Annotated in this window: 14 protein-coding genes; 8 read left to right on the top strand and 6 right to left on the bottom strand. The window is 71.2% G+C overall.

Features of this window, described 5'->3' with window-relative positions; translation table 11 throughout:
* Nucleotides 1-54: 54 nt before the first annotated feature.
* Nucleotides 55-1,554 (bottom strand): 30S ribosomal protein S1, encoded by a 1,500-nt coding sequence (gene rpsA / locus ACN6LB_RS21600; RefSeq protein ID WP_356144464.1) that lies wholly within the window; start codon nucleotides 1,552-1,554, stop codon nucleotides 55-57.
* 379 nt (nucleotides 1,555-1,933) lie between these two features.
* On the opposite strand from rpsA, the gene ACN6LB_RS21595 reads away from it, so the two are divergent.
* Together ACN6LB_RS21595 and hrpB are read left to right on the top strand one after the other, a co-directional pair.
* Nucleotides 1,934-2,743, top strand: coding sequence for a class I SAM-dependent methyltransferase (locus ACN6LB_RS21595; RefSeq protein WP_445027347.1), 810 nt, complete (start codon nucleotides 1,934-1,936; stop codon nucleotides 2,741-2,743).
* A 38-nt stretch (nucleotides 2,744-2,781) separates the two neighbouring features.
* Nucleotides 2,782-5,292, top strand: coding sequence for an ATP-dependent helicase HrpB (gene hrpB, locus ACN6LB_RS21590; protein ID WP_445027346.1), 2,511 nt, complete (start codon nucleotides 2,782-2,784; stop codon nucleotides 5,290-5,292).
* A gap of 6 nt (nucleotides 5,293-5,298) precedes the next feature.
* Here the strand turns inward: hrpB and ACN6LB_RS21585 are convergent, their stop codons facing one another.
* The 3 genes from ACN6LB_RS21585 to ACN6LB_RS21575 all read right to left on the bottom strand — a co-directional run bounded on the left by ACN6LB_RS21585 (nucleotide 5,299) and on the right by ACN6LB_RS21575 (nucleotide 8,309).
* The gene (locus tag ACN6LB_RS21585) at nucleotides 5,299-6,291 is read right to left on the bottom strand and encodes a DUF3068 domain-containing protein (RefSeq protein WP_445027345.1); all 993 of its coding nucleotides are present in this window, start codon (nucleotides 6,289-6,291) and stop codon (nucleotides 5,299-5,301) included.
* A 24-nt stretch (nucleotides 6,292-6,315) separates the two neighbouring features.
* Nucleotides 6,316-6,450: an SPW_0924 family protein gene (locus ACN6LB_RS21580; protein WP_356144458.1), complete on the bottom strand. Its 135-nt coding sequence runs from the start codon at nucleotides 6,448-6,450 to the stop codon at nucleotides 6,316-6,318.
* 140 nt (nucleotides 6,451-6,590) lie between these two features.
* Complete coding sequence (locus ACN6LB_RS21575; protein ID WP_445027344.1) at nucleotides 6,591-8,309, bottom strand: lytic transglycosylase domain-containing protein; 1,719 nt, start codon at nucleotides 8,307-8,309, stop codon at nucleotides 6,591-6,593.
* 328 nt (nucleotides 8,310-8,637) lie between these two features.
* Between ACN6LB_RS21575 and ACN6LB_RS21570 the strand changes: the two genes are divergently transcribed.
* Entirely contained in the window at nucleotides 8,638-9,498 is an 861-nt protein-coding gene (locus ACN6LB_RS21570; protein WP_445027343.1) for a DUF4184 family protein, read from the top strand.
* On the opposite strand, the gene ACN6LB_RS21565 is transcribed toward ACN6LB_RS21570, so the two are convergent.
* The gene (locus tag ACN6LB_RS21565) at nucleotides 9,419-10,408 is read right to left on the bottom strand and encodes a serine hydrolase (RefSeq protein ID WP_445027342.1); all 990 of its coding nucleotides are present in this window, start codon (nucleotides 10,406-10,408) and stop codon (nucleotides 9,419-9,421) included. The genes ACN6LB_RS21570 and ACN6LB_RS21565 overlap by 80 nt on opposite strands.
* Before the next feature lie 122 nt (nucleotides 10,409-10,530).
* A complete protein-coding gene (gene polA, locus ACN6LB_RS21560) occupies nucleotides 10,531-13,257 on the bottom strand; it encodes a DNA polymerase I (RefSeq protein WP_445027341.1) in 2,727 nt (908 codons plus the stop codon).
* 124 nt (nucleotides 13,258-13,381) lie between these two features.
* Between polA and ACN6LB_RS21555 the strand changes: the two genes are divergently transcribed.
* The 5 genes from ACN6LB_RS21555 (at nucleotide 13,382) to ACN6LB_RS21535 (ending at nucleotide 18,890) form a co-directional block, all read left to right on the top strand.
* Nucleotides 13,382-15,661, top strand: coding sequence for an FdhF/YdeP family oxidoreductase (locus ACN6LB_RS21555; protein ID WP_445027340.1), 2,280 nt, complete (start codon nucleotides 13,382-13,384; stop codon nucleotides 15,659-15,661).
* 68 nt (nucleotides 15,662-15,729) lie between these two features.
* Nucleotides 15,730-16,191 (top strand): PaaI family thioesterase, encoded by a 462-nt coding sequence (locus ACN6LB_RS21550; RefSeq protein ID WP_356144193.1) that lies wholly within the window; start codon nucleotides 15,730-15,732, stop codon nucleotides 16,189-16,191.
* A 76-nt stretch (nucleotides 16,192-16,267) separates the two neighbouring features.
* Entirely contained in the window at nucleotides 16,268-16,681 is a 414-nt protein-coding gene (locus ACN6LB_RS21545; RefSeq protein WP_445027339.1) for a hypothetical protein, read from the top strand.
* Nucleotides 16,678-17,358: a hypothetical protein gene (locus ACN6LB_RS21540; protein WP_445027338.1), complete on the top strand. Its 681-nt coding sequence runs from the start codon at nucleotides 16,678-16,680 to the stop codon at nucleotides 17,356-17,358. Before ACN6LB_RS21545 ends, ACN6LB_RS21540 begins: the two co-directional genes overlap by 4 nt.
* 305 nt (nucleotides 17,359-17,663) lie before the next feature.
* A complete protein-coding gene (locus ACN6LB_RS21535) occupies nucleotides 17,664-18,890 on the top strand; it encodes a branched-chain amino acid ABC transporter substrate-binding protein (protein WP_356144199.1) in 1,227 nt (408 codons plus the stop codon).
* The last annotated feature ends 135 nt before the right edge of the window (nucleotides 18,891-19,025 follow it).

The following is a 19,025-nucleotide window of genomic DNA, read 5'->3' as shown; positions in this document are numbered from 1 at the left end:
CACCCAGATGGGTGCGGGCCCGCAGTTCAGCGACAGGCGCCTAGCGGTGAGCTATCAGCTCTGGCCGCCGGCGAGCTTCTCGCGGAGGGCAGCCAGGGCCTCGTCCGACGCCAGGGCGCCGGAGTTGTCGTCCGACTCCGAGGAGTACGAACCGCCACCGGACGCGGCCGGGGCCGCGCTGGAGGTGCTGGCACCCTCGGCCTCGGCCTGAGCGTCGGCCTCGCGGGACTTGATGACCTGAGCCTGGTGCTGCTCGAAGCGCTGCTGCGCCTCGGCGTACTGGCCCTCCCAAGCCTCGCGCTGGGTCTCGAAGCCCTCGAGCCAGTCGTTCGTCTCGGGGTCGAAGCCCTCGGGGTAGATGTAGTTGCCCTGGTCGTCGTACGACGCGGCCATGCCGTACAGCGTCGGGTCGAACTCGACCGAGGCCGGGTCGGCACCGAAGGACTCGTTGGCCTGCTTCAGCGAGAGGCTGATGCGGCGGCGCTCGAGGTCGATGTCGATGACCTTGACGAAGATCTCGTCGTTGACCTGGACGACCTGCTCCGGGATCTCCACGTGGCGCTCGGCCAGCTCGGAGATGTGGACCAGACCCTCAATGCCCTCGTCCACGCGGACGAACGCACCGAACGGGACGAGCTTCGTGACCTTACCCGGGACGACCTGACCGATCTGGTGCGTCCGGGCGAACTGCTGCCACGGGTCTTCCTGCGTCGCCTTCAGCGACAGGGAGACACGCTCGCGGTCCATGTCGACGTCGAGGACCTCGACGGTGACTTCCTGGCCGACCTCGACAACCTCGGAGGGGTGGTCGATGTGCTTCCAGGACAGCTCGGAGACGTGAACCAGACCGTCGACGCCACCCAGGTCCACGAAGGCACCGAAGTTGACGATCGAGGAGACGACGCCGGAGCGGACCTGACCCTTCTGGAGGGTCGTGAGGAACGTCTGGCGGACCTCGGACTGGGTCTGCTCCAGCCAGGCACGGCGGGACAGGACCACGTTGTTGCGGTTCTTGTCCAGCTCGATGATCTTCGCCTCGAGCTCCTTGCCCACGTAGGGCTGGAGGTCGCGGACGCGGCGCATCTCGACGAGGGAGGCCGGCAGGAAGCCACGGAGGCCGATGTCGAGGATGAGACCACCCTTGACGACCTCGATGACGGTGCCGGTGACGATGCCGTCCTCTTCCTTGATCTTCTCGATGGTGCCCCAGGCGCGCTCGTACTGGGCACGCTTCTTCGAGAGGATCAGGCGGCCTTCCTTGTCCTCCTTCTGGAGAACAAGGGCTTCGATCTCGTCACCGACGGCGACGACCTCATTGGGGTCGACGTCGTGCTTGATCGAGAGCTCGCGGCTCGGGATGACACCTTCGGTCTTGTAACCGATGTCGAGGAGAACCTCGTCCCGGTCAACCTTGACGATGACGCCGTCGACGATGTCACCATCGTTGAAGTACTTGATCGTCTCGTCGATAGCGGCGAGGAAAGCTTCCTCGTTACCGATGTCGTTGACCGCAACCTGCGGGGTGGTGGCGGTGGTCTCGGTGCTGCTCGTCATGTGGGAAAGGGCTCCGGTACGGACGGTGAGTCGTAGGTACTGCTTACGCCGGGAGCCCGTTTCGCTCTGCAGAAGGCCGGACAGCCAAGGAAGCGCCCAACCCGGTTACCCGGGGGCGCCTCGACAACCGAGGGGACATACATACAGATGCGAGCGCAACCTGCTACGTCTGAGGTAGGCAGGCTCGCAGCGCAACTTGTAGCATACGGGGGCAGCCGGGCAGGGTCAATGCGCGAAGGCGCACACCCGGGGCGGAACACCGCATACCCGGCACAAGAACTGTCCCCCGAGGCCAAGCGCGCCTGGGGAACCCCTTCCGTGACACCTTCCGGAGCGGGTTGGACGGAAGAGACCGCAGACTAATACCCGGGAGCCGATCATCCAAGAGCCCGAAGCGTTCGAGCCCGAAGCCACCCGCCGCTCGGCCGACGTCACGGAAAGTTCCCGGGCCAACCGGGGCTGGTGGGACCGGAACGCGGACGAGTACCAGACCGAGCACGGCACGTTCCTCGGTGACGACCGGTTCGTGTGGTGCCCGGAGGGGCTCGACGAGGTGGAGGCCGAGCTGCTCGGTCCGCCGGAGGACCTCAAGGACAAGGACATTCTGGAGATCGGCGCCGGTGCGGCCCAGTGCTCGCGCTGGCTGGCGGGCCAGGGGGCGCGTCCGGTGGCCCTGGACCTCTCCCACCGCCAGCTGCAGCACGCGCTGCGGATCGGCGGATCCGTCCCCCTGGTGGAGGCCGACGCGGGCGCCCTGCCCTTCGCGGACGGCTCCTTCGACCTCGCGTGCTCGGCGTACGGCGCGCTGCCGTTCGTCGCCGATCCGGTACTCGTCCTGCGTGAGGTGCACCGGGTCCTGCGTCCGGGCGGACGCTTCGTCTTCTCGGTGACGCATCCGATCCGCTGGGCCTTCCCGGACGAGCCGGGCCCCGAGGGTCTGTCGGTGGCCGCCTCGTACTTCGACCGCACCCCTTATGTGGAGCAGGACGACGAGGGGCGCGCGGTGTACGTGGAGCACCACAGGACGGTCGGCGACCGCGTGCGCGACGTGGTGGCCGGCGGCTTCCGCCTGGTCGACCTCGTCGAGCCGCAGTGGCCCGCCTGGAACACCCAGGAGTGGGGCGGCTGGTCCCCGCTGCGCGGCAACCTGATCCCGGGCACGGCGATCTTCGTCTGCGATCGGGACTGAGGGTCACCGGCCGTCCGGCCGCGTACGACACTGGGCGGGTGATCCGTTACGACGCCCTGGACCAGCTGCCCGTACGCGGCGCCCTGCCCGGCCTGCACGACGCCCTGGAGGCGCACGGCGGCGCCGTGCTCGTCGCGCCGCCCGGCACCGGCAAGACGACGCTGGTGCCGCTGGTGCTCGCCGGTCTGGTCGGCGAGGGGGCCGCGCGCCGGGTCGTGGTCGCCGAGCCCCGGCGGATCGCCGCGCGGGCGGCGGCGCGGCGGATGGCGTGGCTGCTCGGGGAGAAGGTCGGCGACAGCGTCGGGTACACGGTGCGCGGGGAGCGGGTGGTGGGCCCCCACGCGCGCGTGGAGGTCGTCACGACCGGCGTGCTGCTGCAGCGGCTCCAGCGCGACCAGGAGCTGGCGGGCGTGGACGTGGCGGTGCTCGACGAGTGCCATGAGCGGCACCTGGACGCGGACACCGTCGCCGCGTTCCTCGTCGACGTACGCGCCGCGCTCCGTCCCGAGCTGAAATTGGTGGCCGCCTCCGCGACCACGGACGCCGGCGGCTGGGCGCGGGTGCTGGGCGATGTGCCGGTCGTCGAGGCGCAAGGCGTCTCGCACCCCGTCGAGGTGGTGTGGACGCCGCCCGCCCGGCCCGTACGGCCGCCGCACGGCATGCGGGTGGACCCGGCTCTGCTGACGCACGTGGCGTCGGCGGTGAGGCGGGCCCTGGCGGAGCGCGAAGGGGACGTCCTCTGCTTCCTCCCCGGGGTCGGGGAGATCGCCCGGGTCGCCGGGCAGCTCGGCGGTCTCGCCGAGGTCGAGGTGCTCCAGGTGCACGGACGGGCCCCGGCGGCCGTGCAGGACGCGGTGCTGGCGGGGGGCACACGGCGCCGGGTGGTGCTCGCGACCGCAGTCGCCGAGTCGTCGCTGACGGTGCCGGGTGTCCGGGTGGTCGTGGACTCGGGGCTCGCGCGGGAGCCGCGGGTGAACCACGCGCGCGGGCTGAGCGCACTGACGACGGTACGGGCCTCGCAGGCCGCGGGGCGCCAGCGCGCGGGGCGGGCCGGGCGGGAGGCGCCGGGTGCGGTCTACCGGTGCTGGGCGGAGGCGGAGGACGCCCGTCTGCCGCGTTTCCCCTCCCCCGAGATCAAGGTGGCCGACCTGACGGCGTTCGCTCTCCAGGCGGCCTGCTGGGGCGATCCCGAGGCCTCCGGGCTGGCGCTGCTGGATCCGCCGCCGGGCGGGGCGATGGCCGCCGCGCGGTCCGTCCTCACGGCGGTCGGTGCGGTCGACCCGGCGGGCCGGGCCACCGAGCGCGGCGTCCGGATGGCCCGCCTCGGCCTGCATCCCCGGCTCGCCCGCGCCCTGCTGGACGCGGCCCCCGAAGTGGGTGCGGAGCGGGCCGCCGAGGTCGTCGCCCTGCTGAGCGAGGAGCCGCCCCGGGACTACGGCGACGATCTGGCCGCCGCCTGGCGAGCCGCCCGGCGCGGCGGCGACGCGTACGCGACCCGCTGGCGCACGGAGGCCCGGCGCCTGCGAGCCGCGTCCTCGCCCGCCAGGGCCGCCGCGGGCGGGCCGGCGGCCGTGGGGGACGATCACGTCGTTGCTCTCGTGGCCGCCCTCGCCTTCCCGGAGCGGGTCGCGCGGGCGCAAGGGGGTTCGTACCTGATGGTGTCCGGGACCCGGGCCGAGGTCGCCGACGGGTCGGGGCTGCGGGGAGCGCCTTGGCTCGCCGTCGCCGTCGCGGATCGGCCCGTGGGAGCGGGGCACGCGCGCGTGCGGCTCGGGGCGGCGGTGGACGAGGAGACCGCGCGGCGGGCCGCCGGGGCACTGCACGGGGAGGGCGACGAGGTCCACTGGGCCGACGGGGACGTGGTGGCCCGGCGGGTCGAGCGCCTGGGTGCGGTGGAGCTGACGGTACGGCCGATCAGGAACGCCGACCCCGGACTCGTACGGCAGGCGCTTGTTGAAGGGCTGCGGGAGGAGGGGCTGTCGCTGCTGCGGTGGACGCGGGACAGCGAGGCCCTGCGGCGGCGGCTCGCCTTTCTGCGGCTGCACCTCGGCGCGCCGTGGCCCGAGGTGTCCGACGACGCCCTCCACGCGCGCGTGGACGAGTGGTTGGAGCCGGAGTTGGGCCGGGCACGCCGACGCGCCGATCTGGGCCGCATCGATGCCGGGCAGGCGCTGACCCGGCTGCTGCCGTGGGCCTCCGGGGAGGCGGCACGGCTCGACGAGCTCGCCCCGGAGCGGGTCGAGGTGCCGAGCGGGTCCGCGATCCGGATCGACTACGCCGACCCCGAGCGGCCCGTGCTGGCGGTGAAACTCCAGGAGATGTTCGGCCTGGCGCGGACACCGCGGGTGGCGGGCGTGCCCCTGCTCGTGCATCTCCTGTCCCCCGCCGGGCGGCCCGCCGCCGTCACCGCCGACCTGGAGTCCTTCTGGAAGGACGGCTACAAGGCTGTACGGGCCGAACTGCGCGGCCGCTACCCCAAGCACCCGTGGCCCGAGGACCCGGCGACCGCGGCGCCGACGCGGCACACCAACGCGCGGCTGGGGCGCTGACCTGGTTCAGGCGCTGACCGGTTCGGGTTCCGCGGCCTCGGTGGGTGTCGGGTCGCCCGGGCGGCGGCTGCGCGCCTCCAGGTAGAGGGAGAGCGCCAGGAGCCCGATGCCGAGGCCCAGGAAGCCCCAGGGCAGGTACGACGTCAGCAGCAGGATCGTGGTGCGGTTGGACTTGACCAGGGCGACGGTGTGCTCGATGTAGTCCTCGCGCATCTTCACGTGCCCGGCGAACGCGGTGACCTTGTCGCGGTCGCCCAGGAGGGTGCCGCCGCGCAGTTCCTCCTTGTGGATCTCCTCGCCGTAGACGGGCGCCCCGGTGACGGGTTCGACCCAGAACTTGCGGACGGTGGTGTACCACATGGCGGTGCCGGTCTTGGCGAGCGATTCCCGGGTGATGCCCTTGACGGGCATGGTCCGGGGGAAGTGGACCTTGGTCCATGGGATGGTCTGCTCGAAGTAGTAGACCTTGAGGCCGCGGAAGTCCTGGGTGCCCTTGTAGTGGATGGGGGCGGTGGTGCGGGTCTGCGCGTCGAAGTACTCGTAGTCCCGTTTCTCGGTGAGGAAGGGCCACTTGAACTCGATGCCGTTCCGGCGCACCGCGTCGCCGTCGACCATCTCGCCGGTGGCGTGCACGGGTTCCTGGCTGTGGGCGTCGAAGATGTAGCGCTCGGGGATCTTGGAGATCATCTTGCCGTCGGGGCCCTGGACGTAGGAGAGGGAGTCCCAGACCACCACGTCCCGTCCGGCGGTCTTCTCGATCTTCTCCGAGGCCTCGACGTTGCCCTTGAGGGTCTGCACGACGGTCACCTTGGGGACGGTCCTGGCCTTCATCGTGCCGTAGTCGATGAGGGTGGCGTTCTTCGCCTCCAGGACCATGTCCTGGTACTGGCCCGCCGGGATCTTCGCCAGTCGCGGGAAGGCGTACCAGCGCAGCAGCGGGGACAGCGCCGCGAAGAACACGGCGAGGGCGAGCAGGATGAGGCTGGCCTTGCGGCGCATCTCGGCGTCCTCCCTGTGCGTGCGTTACGGGTGCTCGGGGACCGTGGTGAGCAGCGGCTTCGGTGAGGTCGTGCCGGTCGGCGAACCCAGGGCCGTGACGGTGAGGACCAGGGCGAAGGCCAGCGCGAGACCGGTCGCGGCGGCGATGAGTGCGCGCATGCGGGGCCTCCCGGAACGGATGCATCTGATACAGCGTCAGGTCCGGCACGGTAGCAACGGCGGCGCGAGATGAGAACACGTTGCACACACAACGAAGGCGCCCCTCCGCGGAAAACGGAGGGGCGCCGCTGAACGAGGTCCTACGAGGCGGCGGCCGCCACCTTCAGCTCGACGGTCAGCGTGGCGCCGCCGGTGGTGTTGATGCGGAGCAGGAAGGTGCCGGTCGCGTCGTCGGCGTACAGCTTCGGCAGTTCGAGCAGGCCGTCGGCGTCCGTCTTGAGGTCCTTCAGGGTGCGGATCGGCTTGCCGTCCGCGTCCTTGAAGTAGGGGCCCTTGTCGTTCTCGGTGGCGTCGTCGGCCGACTTGATGAGTGTCGCGGTGGCCGCGACCCCGTCGGCGACGGCGTCCTTGTACGTCGCCTTCACCTTGACCCGTTCGGCGAACTCGCCGCCCGGCACGCAGGTCAGCGCGGTGTCGCTGGTGCGGGCGAGGGTGTCGGCCTGGCGCGGGGTGACGGTCGCGGTGTAGTCGAGGCCGGGCAGGACGCGGCCCACGACGGTGGCGCGGACGGTGAAGTCGCCGGTCGTCTCGCCCGCCACGATCGCGGGCGCGGTGGCCCTGCCCGCGAAGTTGGTGACGAGGGTGGCGTACTTCTCGCCGCCGCTGAAGGTGGCGTCCGTGTCGCCGACGATCGCGAAGCGGATGCGGACCCTCGCGACGGCCTTGTCGGCCTTGGTCTCGGGCTGGACGGTGACCTTCTCGGCGAAGGTGTCGCCGGCGGTCGCGGTGAGCTTGCCCGTGCTCGCGTTCGCCAGGTGGTCCACCGTTTCGGTGGGCGTGGGAGGTGTGGGACTGGGGCTCGGCGTGCCGGGCGTGGGCTTCGTCGGCGGCGGGGTCGGAGTCGGGCTGCCCGAGCCGTCGCCGCCCGGGGTGGGCGGAGTCGGCTTCGGCTTGGTCGGCTTCGTGGTGTCCGGCTTGGGCGTGGCCGGGGTGGAGGGGGACGGGCTGGGGGTCGGCCCGTTGGAGTCGTCGCTGTGGTGCGAGGGCAGCGAACCCGTGCCGTCGGGAACCTCGTGCGTGCCCTTGCGGTAGTACTCCAGCCACGACAGGACGGTGTTGAGGTACGCCGTCGAGTTGTTGTAGCTGAGGATCGAGGCGTTCATCTGCGACTGGACCGACATGTCGTGGCCGAAGCGGCACAGGTAGTGGCCGGCGGAGAGGGCCGCGTCGTAGACGTTGTTGGGGTCCTTCTTGCCGTCGCCGTTGCCGTCGCGGCCGGCCCACTCCCAGGTGGAGGGGATGAACTGCATCGGTCCGACCGCGCGGTCGTAGCCGCTGTCGCCGTCGTAGGCGCCGTTGTCGGTGTCGGGTATGAGCGCGAAGCCGTTGCCGTCGAGTTTGGGGCCGAGGATCGGCGAGTACGTCGTCCCGCTCGCGTCGACGCGGCCGCCGCGGGCCTGGCCCGACTCGACCTTGCCGATGGCGGCGAGGAGCTGCCAGGGCAGGTTGCAGCCCGGCTTGGACTCGCGCAGGGACGCCTCGGCCTTCTTGTAGGCGTCGAGGACGGTCGCGGGGATGCCGGCCTCGGCCTCGCCCGTGCCGATCGGAGAGGTCCCGCCGGGGCTGGGCGCCGGGTTGGGGCTCTGCAGGGGCGGAAGGTCCGTGTAGTAACGGGAGTTGCCCGTCGCGGTGCCGTCTTCCTGCACGTCGGGGGTCGGCTGGGCGCCGGTGGTCTGTCTGCCCTGGTTGTCGGTCGTCACTCCCGGAGCCTGGGACGCGGACAGTGCCGCGACCGCTGCCGCGGCCACTGCGGTGGTGGCCGCCGCCTTGAGCAGCCTCCTGTCGAAATGCGCCGCCATTGAGTGAACCCCTCCCGTGGACGACCGCCCGCGCTCCGCGCGTTCCTCTGCTGTTCGACCGCGCTCCCCAGCACGGTGACCCAGGTGACCCTACGACAACTTCCGTTGCCCGGGCACCCGTCCGCGCCCGGTTTTCACCGGTTGGCCATGTTCGGTTGTACGGGGCGACGGCAGCCGGTGGCCCGGACAACGCCGGGGCGGCGGTTCTCCCGCACGCTCCCCTGCCCTTCCGGTGCCTCTTCCCGCAGCTTTTCCCGTCTCCCGCATACTGGGCGTCTGTGATCGCCGGGACCACACACTCGGCCAACATCCTTCGCGGGGAGCCGACTTGCCCTTCACTCTCAGCCATGCGGCGGCCGTGCTGCCCGCCGTACGCGGCGACGGAAGCGGCCGGGGCCGGCTGGTGCCCGCGGTCCTCGTCGCCGGTTCGTTCTCTCCCGACATGACCTACTACGTCGCGAGTGTGCTCCCGGGAGCGATGGAGTTCGGCGACTTCACGCACTCCTTCGCCGGCGTCTTCACCCTCGACGTGCTCGTCGCCTGGGCGCTCGTGGGCCTGTGGCTGGTGCTGCGCGAGCCGCTGGTGGCGCTGCTGCCGCGGGCCCGGCAGGGGCGGCCCGCGGGGCTGTTGCGCTGCGGGACGGCACGCGAGCGGGTGCGCCCGGAACTGGCGGCATGGTGGTACGTCTCGGCGGCGGTCGGCGCACTGACCCATGTCGTGTGGGACGCGTTCACTCATCTCGACCGGTGGGGGATGCGACTGTTTCCCGTACTGGGGCGTCAGGTGGCGGGCTCGCCCCTGTACTGGTACCTGCAGTACGGCGGTTCGGCGGTGGCGGCGGTCGTCATCACCGTCTTCGTGGTGATCGCGCTGCGGCGGACCCCGGTACCGACGGACCGGCCGACCGGGGTGCCCGAACTGTCCGCGTCCGACCGGTGGTTGGCCGGAGCCGTGATCGGGGGCTGCGCGACGGTGGCCGCGGTGCAGCGGGCTTCACGCTGGTGGGCCTTCCACAGAGCCGACGCGAAGCCGTGGGAGCTGATCCCGACACTGTGCTTCGGCGCCGGGGCGGGCCTGGTCCTGGGACTTCTCCTGTACGCCCTCGGAGTCAGGGCATGGCGCCCGGCTCCCACCCCGCCCCGCCGGGCGCGGGACCGTACGGAGCCGAGCCGTCCGGCAGCTCACTGATCTCACGCTCCGGGGTCAGACCACGCGCGGCACCGCGGCCGGGGTCGGGACCGGTGTCGCCGTTGAGGCCGCGGTGGACCGCTTGTGCGATGCGCTCGATGGTGCGGACGCCGTACGCCATCGTCGGGTTGTCGTGCGAGAGGACGACGATGCGGTACGTGCGGTGGGGGCCGGTGAACGCGCCGACGCTGTGCACCCGCCAGCCGTGCGTGGACCGCGGCAGCCAGCCGTTCTTGAGGTGGGCCTTCAGGCCGCGCGGCATCCCGGCCGGCACGCCCCAGCGCTGGTCGCTGCGGACCTGGCCGAGCAGCTTCAGTCCGTAGGCGCGGCTCTTGAGGAACGAGCCGGTGCGGGTGAGCACGTCGAGCAGGCGCAGCTGGTCGGCGGCCGTGGTGCGGGTCAGACCCCAGTAGTCGCCGGGGCCCAGCACGGTGCCGCTGGTTCCGGCGAGGGCCAGTAGGCGGCCCAGGTCCATGCGGCCGACGCCGGCCCACAGCCGTCGGGCGGCCGTGTTGTCGGACCTGGTGATCATGGGACGAAGGTTGGCCAGCTCCCAGCTCGTGAGCCGGCGCCCCAGCTGTTCCGCCCTGCGCAGGACCGCCTCCATGATCATGACCTTGACGATGCTCGCCGAGTCGTACTGGCGCGTGCCCGCGAGGGCACACGTCAGCCCGGTGTCGTCGTCGTGCACCGCCAGGGACACGGTGCCCTGGCGGGACGACAGCGCCGCCCGGATGTCACGGGACATCCGGGCGGCGAGAGCCGGGTCACGGCTGGAACTGCAGGCGACCGGCACCTGAGCGGAGCTCGCCTCCGCGGCGACGGCGCCGGTCGGCGCGAGCAGCGCCGACACGACCGCCGTGGCGACGACGACCGTACGCCGGTGAAGCATGCGTATGTGTATGCCCATGCCCGCATCCTCACGGCGCGGTTGGCAGGCGGCGCTTTCGCGGGGGCCACGCGGGTGACGGCCCGTGCCGGGGCGGGGGGAGCCGTAGGCGCCACCCACCTCCGGCCCGCCCCGCGGGGCGGCTAGTGCGCCGCCGACTCCCAGTCCGGCCCCGCGCCGACGGAGACGTCGAGGGGGGCGCGGAGGTGGACGGCGTCGGCCATTTCTCGGCGGACCAGGGCCTCGATCCCCTCACGTTCGCCCGGGGCGATCTCCAGGACGATTTCGTCGTGGACCTGGAGAAGCATGCGGGACTTCAGGTTCGCCTTCTCCAGGGCGCGGCCCACGTTCAGCATGGCGATCTTGACGATGTCGGCGGCCGTGCCCTGGATGGGGGCGTTGAGGGCCATGCGTTCGGCCATCTCACGGCGCTGACGGTTGTCGCTGTTGAGGTCGGGAAGGTAGCGGCGGCGGCCGAAGAGGGTCTCCGTGTAGCCCGTGGCGCGGGCTTCGTCGACGACGCGGCGCAGATAGTCGCGAACGCCCCCGAAGCGCTCGAAGTAGGTGTCCATCAGGCCGCGGGCCTCACCCGCGTCGATGTTCAACTGCTGGGAGAGACCGAACGCCGACAGCCCGTACGCGAGGCCGTACGACATCGCCTTGATCTTGCGGCGCATCTCCGCGTCGACAGCGGACCGCTCCACGGAGAACACCTGGGAGGCGACCGTGGTGTGCAGGTCCTCGCCGGACGAGAACGCCTCCAGGAGGCCCTCGTCCTCGGAGAGGTGGGCCATCACGCGCAGTTCGATCTGGCTGTAGTCCGCGGTCATGAGGGACTCGAAGCCCTCGCCGACGACGAACCCGCGGCGGATCGCACGCCCCTCGTCCGTACGGACGGGGATGTTCTGCAGGTTCGGGTCGGTGGAGGAGAGGCGGCCGGTCGCGGCGACGGTCTGGTTGAACGTGGTGTGGATGCGGCCGTCCGCGGCGATCGTCTTGATCAGGCCTTCGACGGTCACGCGCAGCTTCGCCTGCTCGCGGTGGCGGAGCATGATGACGGGCAGCTCGTGGTCGGTCTGGGTGGCCAGCCAGGCCAGCGCGTCCGCGTCCGTCGTGTAGCCCGTCTTCGTCTTCTTCGTCTTGGGCAGATCGAGCTCGCCGAAGAAGACCTCCTGGAGCTGCTTGGGCGAGCCGAGGTTGAACTCGTGCCCCACGGAGGCGTGGGCCTCCTTCACGGCCTGCTGCACGGCGGCCGCGAACATCTGCTCCATGGCTTCCAGATGCGCCCGGTCCGCGGCGATGCCGTGCCGCTCCATACGGGCCAGAAGCGCGGACGTCGGCAGCTCCATGTCACGCAGCAGGTCCGCCGCGCCGACCTCCTGGAGCTTGTGGCCGAACGCCTCGCCGAGGTCGAGGATCGCGCGGGCCTGCACCATCAGCGCGTCGGCCTCGGCCTGCTCGTCCGTACCGAAGGCCAGCTGCCCGTCGGCCGCGGCGGCGGGCTCCAGCTCACGCCCCAGGTACTCCAGGGACAGCGCGTCCAGCGCGAAGGAGCGGCGCCCCGGCTTGACCAGGTAGGCGGCGAGCGCGGTGTCCATGGTGACGCCCTCGATGGTCCAGCCGTGCTCGGCGAAGACCCGCATGGCGCCCTTGGCGTTGTGCAGCACCTTGGCGGCCGCCGGGTCGGCGAGCCACGCGGCGAACGCGTTCTCGTCGGCCTCGTCCAGCTGCGTCGGGTCGAACCACGCGGCCGCTCCGCCACCCGCGGCGAGCGCGACCTCGGCCACCGAGCCCGAACCGAGCGCCCAGGTGTCCACCGTGGCCAGGCCCAGCACCTGGGTGCCGTGCTCGGCGAGCCACGGCTTCAGCTCACCCGCGCCCAGCACCGTCCCGTCCAGCGCGACGCCCGGCGCGACCGGCTCCGCGGCGCCCGCCTCCTCGCCGCCCGGGTCGACGGCCAGCAGCCGCTCCCGCAGCGAGGGATTGCGGATCTCCAGGGTGTCCAGGACCATCGCGACGGCCGTGCGGTCGTACGCGGCGCGCTCCAGGTCCGTGACCCCCCTGGGCAGTTCGACGTCGCGCACCATCTCCGTGAGACGACGGTTGAGCTGCACCGCCGGCAGGTGGTCGCGCAGGTTCTGCCCGGCCTTGCCCTTGACCTCGTCGACGCGCTCGACCAGCTCCGCGAACGAGCCGAACTGGTTGATCCACTTCGCGGCGGTCTTCTCACCGACACCGGGGATGCCCGGCAGGTTGTCGGACGGGTCACCGCGCAGCGCCGCGAAGTCCGGGTACTGCGCCGGCGTCAGCCCGTACTTCTCGAAGACCTTCTCCGGAGTGAACCGGGTCAGCTCCGAGACGCCCTTCGTCGGGTACAGCACCGTCGTGTGCTCGCTGACCAGCTGGAAGGAGTCACGGTCGCCGGTGACGATGAGGACTTCAAAGCCCTCGGCCTCGGCCTGCGTGGCAAGGGTGGCGATGATGTCGTCGGCCTCGAAGCCGTCCACCGCGAACCGCTCGGCGTGCATCGCGTCCAGCAGCTCACCGATCAGCTCGACCTGACCCTTGAACTCGTCAGGGGTCTTCGATCTGTTCGCCTTGTACTCGGTGAACTCCTCCGAGCGCCACGTCTTGCGCGAGACGTCGAAGGCCACCGCGAAGTGCGTGGGCGCCTCGTCGCGCAGCGTGTTCGCCAGCATCGACGCGAAACCGTAGATCGCGTTCGTCGGCTGGCCCGTCGCGGTGGTGAAGTTCTCCGCGGGCAGCGCGAAGAACGCGCGGTACGCCAGCGAGTGCCCGTCCATGAGCATCAGCCGCGGACGGCCCGCACCTGCGGTTTTCTCGGTCTTCTTCGATCCTGTCTCTGCCACGTCCCCGATCCTGCCACGTGCCACTGACAGCGCGGGACGTTCAGGGCCGACCACGGCCGCTGTCACCGCCACGTGCGAGGATCGAAGACGCACATCATCGGTGCTCGGCGAAGGAGACAGCGCGATGGCCAGCAAGCCGCCCCAGGGCGATCCGGTTCAGGACGCGCCGCAGGTCGCCGAGCCGAAGCACGCCGCCGCCGGACTGCCCGCCATCGGCCACACCCTGCGCATGGCCCAACAGCAGATGGGCGTGCGCCGCACCGCCCTCACCCTGCTGCGCGTCAACCAGAAGGACGGCTTCGACTGCCCGGGCTGCGCCTGGCCCGAGCCGGAGCACCGGCACACCGCGGAGTTCTGCGAGAACGGCGCGAAGGCGGTCGCCGAGGAGGCCACCCTGCGCCGGGTCACCCCGGACTTCTTCACCGAGCACTCCGTGGCCGACCTCGCCGGCCGCAGCGGCTACTGGCTGGGCCAGCAGGGCCGCCTCACCCACCCCGTGTACCTGGCGGAGGGCGCCGACCACTACGAGCCGGTGCCCTGGGAGCGGGCCTTCGACATCGTCGCCGAGGAACTCGCCGCGCTCGGCAGCCCCGACGAAGCGCTCTTCTACACCTCGGGGCGCACCAGCAACGAAGCCGCCTTCCTCTACCAGCTGTTCGCCCGCGAACTCGGCACCAACAACCTGCCCGACTGCTCGAACATGTGCCACGAGTCGTCGGGTTCCGCACTGAACGAGACGATCGGCATCGGCAAGGGCAGCGTCCTGCTGGAGGACCTCTACAAGGCCGACCTGATCATCGTCGCCGGCCAGAACCCCGGCACGAACCACCCGCGCATGCTCTCCGCGCTGGAGAAGGCCAAGGCGAACGGCGCGCGGATCATCAGCGTCAACCCGCTGCCCGAAGCGGGCCTGGAGCGCTTCAAGAACCCGCAGACCCCGCAGGGCATGATCAAGGGCGCCGCCCTCACCGACCTGTTCCTGCAGATCCGCCTCGGCGGCGACCAGGCCCTCTTCCGGCTCCTCAACAAGCTCGTCCTGGAGACGGAAGGCGCCACCGACCAGGCGTTCATCGACGAACACACCCACGGCTACGAGGAGTTCGCGGCCGCCGCCCGCGCCGCCGACTGGGACGAGACCCTCACCGCGACCGGCCTCGGACGCGAGGAGATCGACGAGGCCCTGAAGATGGTCCTCGCCTCCGAGCGCACCATCGTGTGCTGGGCGATGGGCCTGACCCAGCACAAGCACGCCGTCCCCACCATCCGCGAAGTCGTCAACTTCCTCCTCCTGCGCGGCAACATCGGCCGCCCCGGCGCCGGCGTGTGCCCGGTGCGCGGCCACTCCAACGTGCAGGGCGACCGCACCATGGGCATCTTCGAGCGCCCCGCCCCCGCCTTCCTGGACGCCCTGGAGAAGGAGTTCGGCTTCGCACCACCGCGCGAACACGGCTACGACGTCGTACGAGCCATCCGCGCCCTGCGCGACGGCGACGCGAAGGTCTTCTTCGCCATGGGCGGCAACTTCGTCTCCGCCTCCCCCGACACCGAGGTCACCGAGGCCGCCATGCGGCGCGCCCGCCTCACCGTCCACGTGTCGACGAAGCTCAACCGCTCCCACGCGATCACCGGCTCCCGCGCCCTGATCCTGCCCACCCTGGGCCGCACCGAGCGCGACCTCCAGGGCAGCGGCGAGCAGTTCGTGACCGTCGAGGACTCCATGGGCATGGTGCACGCCTCACGCGGCCGCCTGGAGCCCGCGAGCCCCCACCTGCTGTCCGAGCCCGCCATCGTGGCCCGCCTCGCCCGCCGGGTGCTCGGCGAGGGCAGCCGCACCCCCTGGGAGGAGTTCGAGAAGGACTACGCGACGATCCGCGACCGCATCGCGCGCGTGATCCCCGGCTTCGACGACTTCAACGCGCGCGTGGCCCACCCCGGGGGCTTCGCCCTCCCGCACGCCCCACGCGACGAACGACGCTTCCCCACCGCCACCGGCAAGGCCAACTTCACGGCCGCCCCCGTCGAGTACCCCGCGCTGCCCGAGGGCCGCCTCCTGCTGCAGACCCTGCGCTCGCACGACCAGTACAACACCACCATCTACGGCCTCGACGACCGCTACCGCGGCATCAGGAACGGCCGCCGGGTCGTCCTGGTCAACCCCGACGACGCCCGCGCCCTGAGCGTCGCGGACGGCTCCTACGTCGACCTCGTCAGCGAATGGCGGGACGGCGTGGAGCGCCGCGCCCCCGGCTTCCGCGTCGTGCACTACCCCACGGCCCGCGGTTGCGCCGCCGCGTACTACCCGGAGACCAACGTCCTGATCCCGCTGGACGCCACCGCGGACACCAGCAACACCCCGGCCAGCAAGTCCGTCGTCGTCCGTCTGGAACAATCGGCCACCGACTGAGCGTTTGCTCAGCCAGTGCGTGAGAGTGATCCACGACGAAAGCGTCACGACGAACGGAGCCGGGCCCGATGGGCGAGCAGCAGCACGTGAAGTTCCCGCAAGAGGTCATCGACGAGTACGCGGCGCTCGGCGTCGACCTGCAGGCGCTGTTCTCCGCGGGCCACCTCGGCACCCGCATGGGCGTCGAGATCGTGGAAGCCTCCGCCGACCGCGTCGTCGGCACCATGCCGGTCGAGGGCAACACCCAGCCCTACGGCCTGCTGCACGGCGGCGCCTCCGCCGTCCTCGCCGAGACCCTCGGCTCCGTCGGCTCCATGCTCCACGGCGGCAGCGGCAAGCTCGCCGTCGGCGTCGACCTGAACTGCACCCACCACCGCGGCGCCCGCTCCGGCCTGGTCACCGGCGTGGCCACCCCCGTCCACCGCGGGCGCTCCACGGCGACGTACGAGATCGTCATCTCCGACGAGGACGGCAAGCGCGTGTGCACCGCCCGCCTGACCTGCCTCCTGCGGGACGCACCCACCAGCTAGCAGCCGCCCGCAGGGCGCGGGCGCAGGCGCGGGCCGGAGGGTTGTCGGCGGACACCCCCCGCCCTAGCGTCAAGGCATGAGGACAACCGTTCCCGGGCGCGCCCCGCGCGTCCTCGCGGGCGTTCGCGCCCTCGCCGCCGGGGCCCTCGCCGTCACCCTCGGCGCGGGCTGCTCCAGCGGCACCACCACCGGCCGCGCCACCCCCGCCCCGGACGACACCTCGGCCGTCTCCGCCTGCACCAAACTGATCGCGTACTGGGCCGAGCAGACCCTCACCGGCGGGAAATGGGCCGGCCTCGACTGGGAGCAGAAGGGCCTGTCCAACCAGCAGTACGAGATCATGGACGCGATCATCAAGAACGCCCGCGCCGAGCAGAAACGCCACGGCCCTGCCTCCGCGAAGACGTTGATAGGCCGTCAGGCCAAGCAGCGGTGCACCGAGGAGAAGGGCGCCACCCGGAGCTCGGAGAACTGGCGCCCGCCGACATGACCAGCGGCATCGGCCCGGTCGAGGAATCCGATCCGGGCCAGGAATTCGGCCCGGCCCCGGGGCCCGGCCCGGACCGGGAATCAGGCGCGGACCCGGGGTCCGGCCCTGGCCGGGAATTCGGCCCGGCGGACAGAACCGGCCACCCCGCCCTGACCCTCGGCAGGCAGATCCTCGCCCCCGACCTGCCGCTGCCGAAGGCCCGTTCGCGCCTGCTCGCCACCCTCGCCCTCGCCGCCGCCCTGACGATCCCCCTCACCGCCACTCCGCTCCGCGACGACCGGCCCAGCACACCCGCACCCTGGCCCCTCAGCGTCACCCAGCTCACCTACACGGGCCTGCGCGAGCCCCCTGACCCGTACACCCGCACCTTCACCTTCCGCGTACGGGCCTCCCTCGACGCCGGCCCGCCCACCACCCTGACCCGCCTGGCCCAGCCCTACGACGGCCTGACCATGAGCATCAGCCCCCAAACGCCCCTCACCCTGCGCACCGGGACACCCCGCACCCTCACCCTCCGGGTGGCCGTCCAGCACTGCACAGGACTCCCACAGGGCGTCGAACTTCCTTTCCTGAACGTAACGTTGCGTAACATGCGCGGAACGCAGAACCCGAGCTACATCCTCGGCTCCCACTACGCGCGGGATCTCTCCTCGTCACTCCGAGCGATCTGCCGGTAACTGCCGTCATCATTTCTCGGCGCCCCCGAACGGAACTGCGGATTCTCAGCATGCGGTCACTCCGGCGCCGCCGAAAAGCCCGATCCGCCCGGCCCGCCGCCGCCCGGTTTAGGCCATTCGGATAACAAGAGCGTCACATCCTGACCTTCACTGGTCCCGCACTCCTCCACCTGGACCTAAAGTCACGGCCAGTCACTGTGCCACGGGGCGTGCCGCCGGATCCGACTCACCATCGACTCCGACCCGACCCCGGCGAGCACAACGGCACCTCAGCAGAGGGAGCCGCGCCTGGGAAAGGATTGACCGTGCGAAACCGTTCTTTGCTCATCCTCACCACCGTGATCACCACTGGTGCCCTCACGCTCACCGCATGCGGATCGCGTGACAAGGACAACTCCAGCAAGGATTCGGGCACCACCGTCGTCATCGGTGTCGACGCGCCGCTCACCGGTTCGCTCACCGCACTCGGCCAGGGCATCAAGAACTCCGTGGACCTGGCCGCCAAGACGGCCAACAAGAACAAAGAGGTCGACGGAGTGACCTTCAAGGTCGTCTCCAAGGACGACCAGGCCGTGCCCGCCTCCGGCCACCAGAACGCCCTCGCGCTCGTCGCCAACAAGGACGTCCTCGGCGTCGTGGGCCCGCTGAACTCCGGCGTCGCCCAGTCCATGCAGAGCGACTTCGCCAAGGCCCACCTGACCGAGGTCTCCCCGGCCAACACCAACCCGGCACTCACCCAGGGCGACAACTGGGCGAAGGGCGACCTCAAGCGCCCCTTCGACACCTACTTCCGTACGGCCACCACGGACGTCATCCAGGGCCGCTTCGCCGCGCAGTACTACTACAACGACGCGAAGAAGCGGAAGGTCTTCGTCATCGACGACAAGCAGACCTACGGCGCCGGTCTCGCCGCGATCTTCTCCCAGGAGTTCAAGCGCCTCGGCGGCAAGGTCGTCGGCACCGACCACATCACCGTGAAGGAGACCGACTTCTCCTCCACCGCCGACAAGGTCAAGACCTCCGGCGCCGACTCCGTCTACTTCGGTGGCCAGTACCCCGAGGGCGGCCTCATCTCCGACCAGATCAAGAAGGCCGGAGCGAAGATCCCCACCATGGGTGGCGACGGCATCTACGACCCCGCCTTCATCTCCGCCTCCGGCGTCGCCAACGACGGTGACCTCGCCACCTCCGTCGGCTACCCCGTCGAAGAGCTCTCCACCGCCAAGACCTTCATCGCCGACTACAAGGCAGCCGGCTACAAGGACCCGTACGCGGCCTACGGCGGCTACTCCTACGACGCCGCCTGGGCCATCATCCAGGCCGTCAAGTCCGTCGTCGCCGACAACGACGGCAAGCTCCCCAGCGACGCCCGCGCCAAGATCACCAAGGCCATGAGCGGTGTCTCGTTCGACGGCGTCACCGGCAAGGTCGCCTTCGACCAGTACGGTGACACCACCAACAAGCAGCTCACCGTCTACAAGGTCGTCAACGGTGCCTGGAAGTCCGTGAAGAGCGCCACCTTCAAGGACTGACCACCGCCCCGCCGGCCCCGCACCACCTGAACCCCACCGGGGGGGGGGGGGGGGGGGGGGGGGGGGGGGGGGGGGGGGGGGGGGGGGGGGGGGGGGGGGGGGGGGGGGGGGGGGGGGGGGGGGGGGGGGGGGGGG

This window comes from Streptomyces sp. SAS_270, from assembly GCF_052543295.1.
This window is presented reverse-complemented; position numbering and strand designations above follow the sequence as displayed.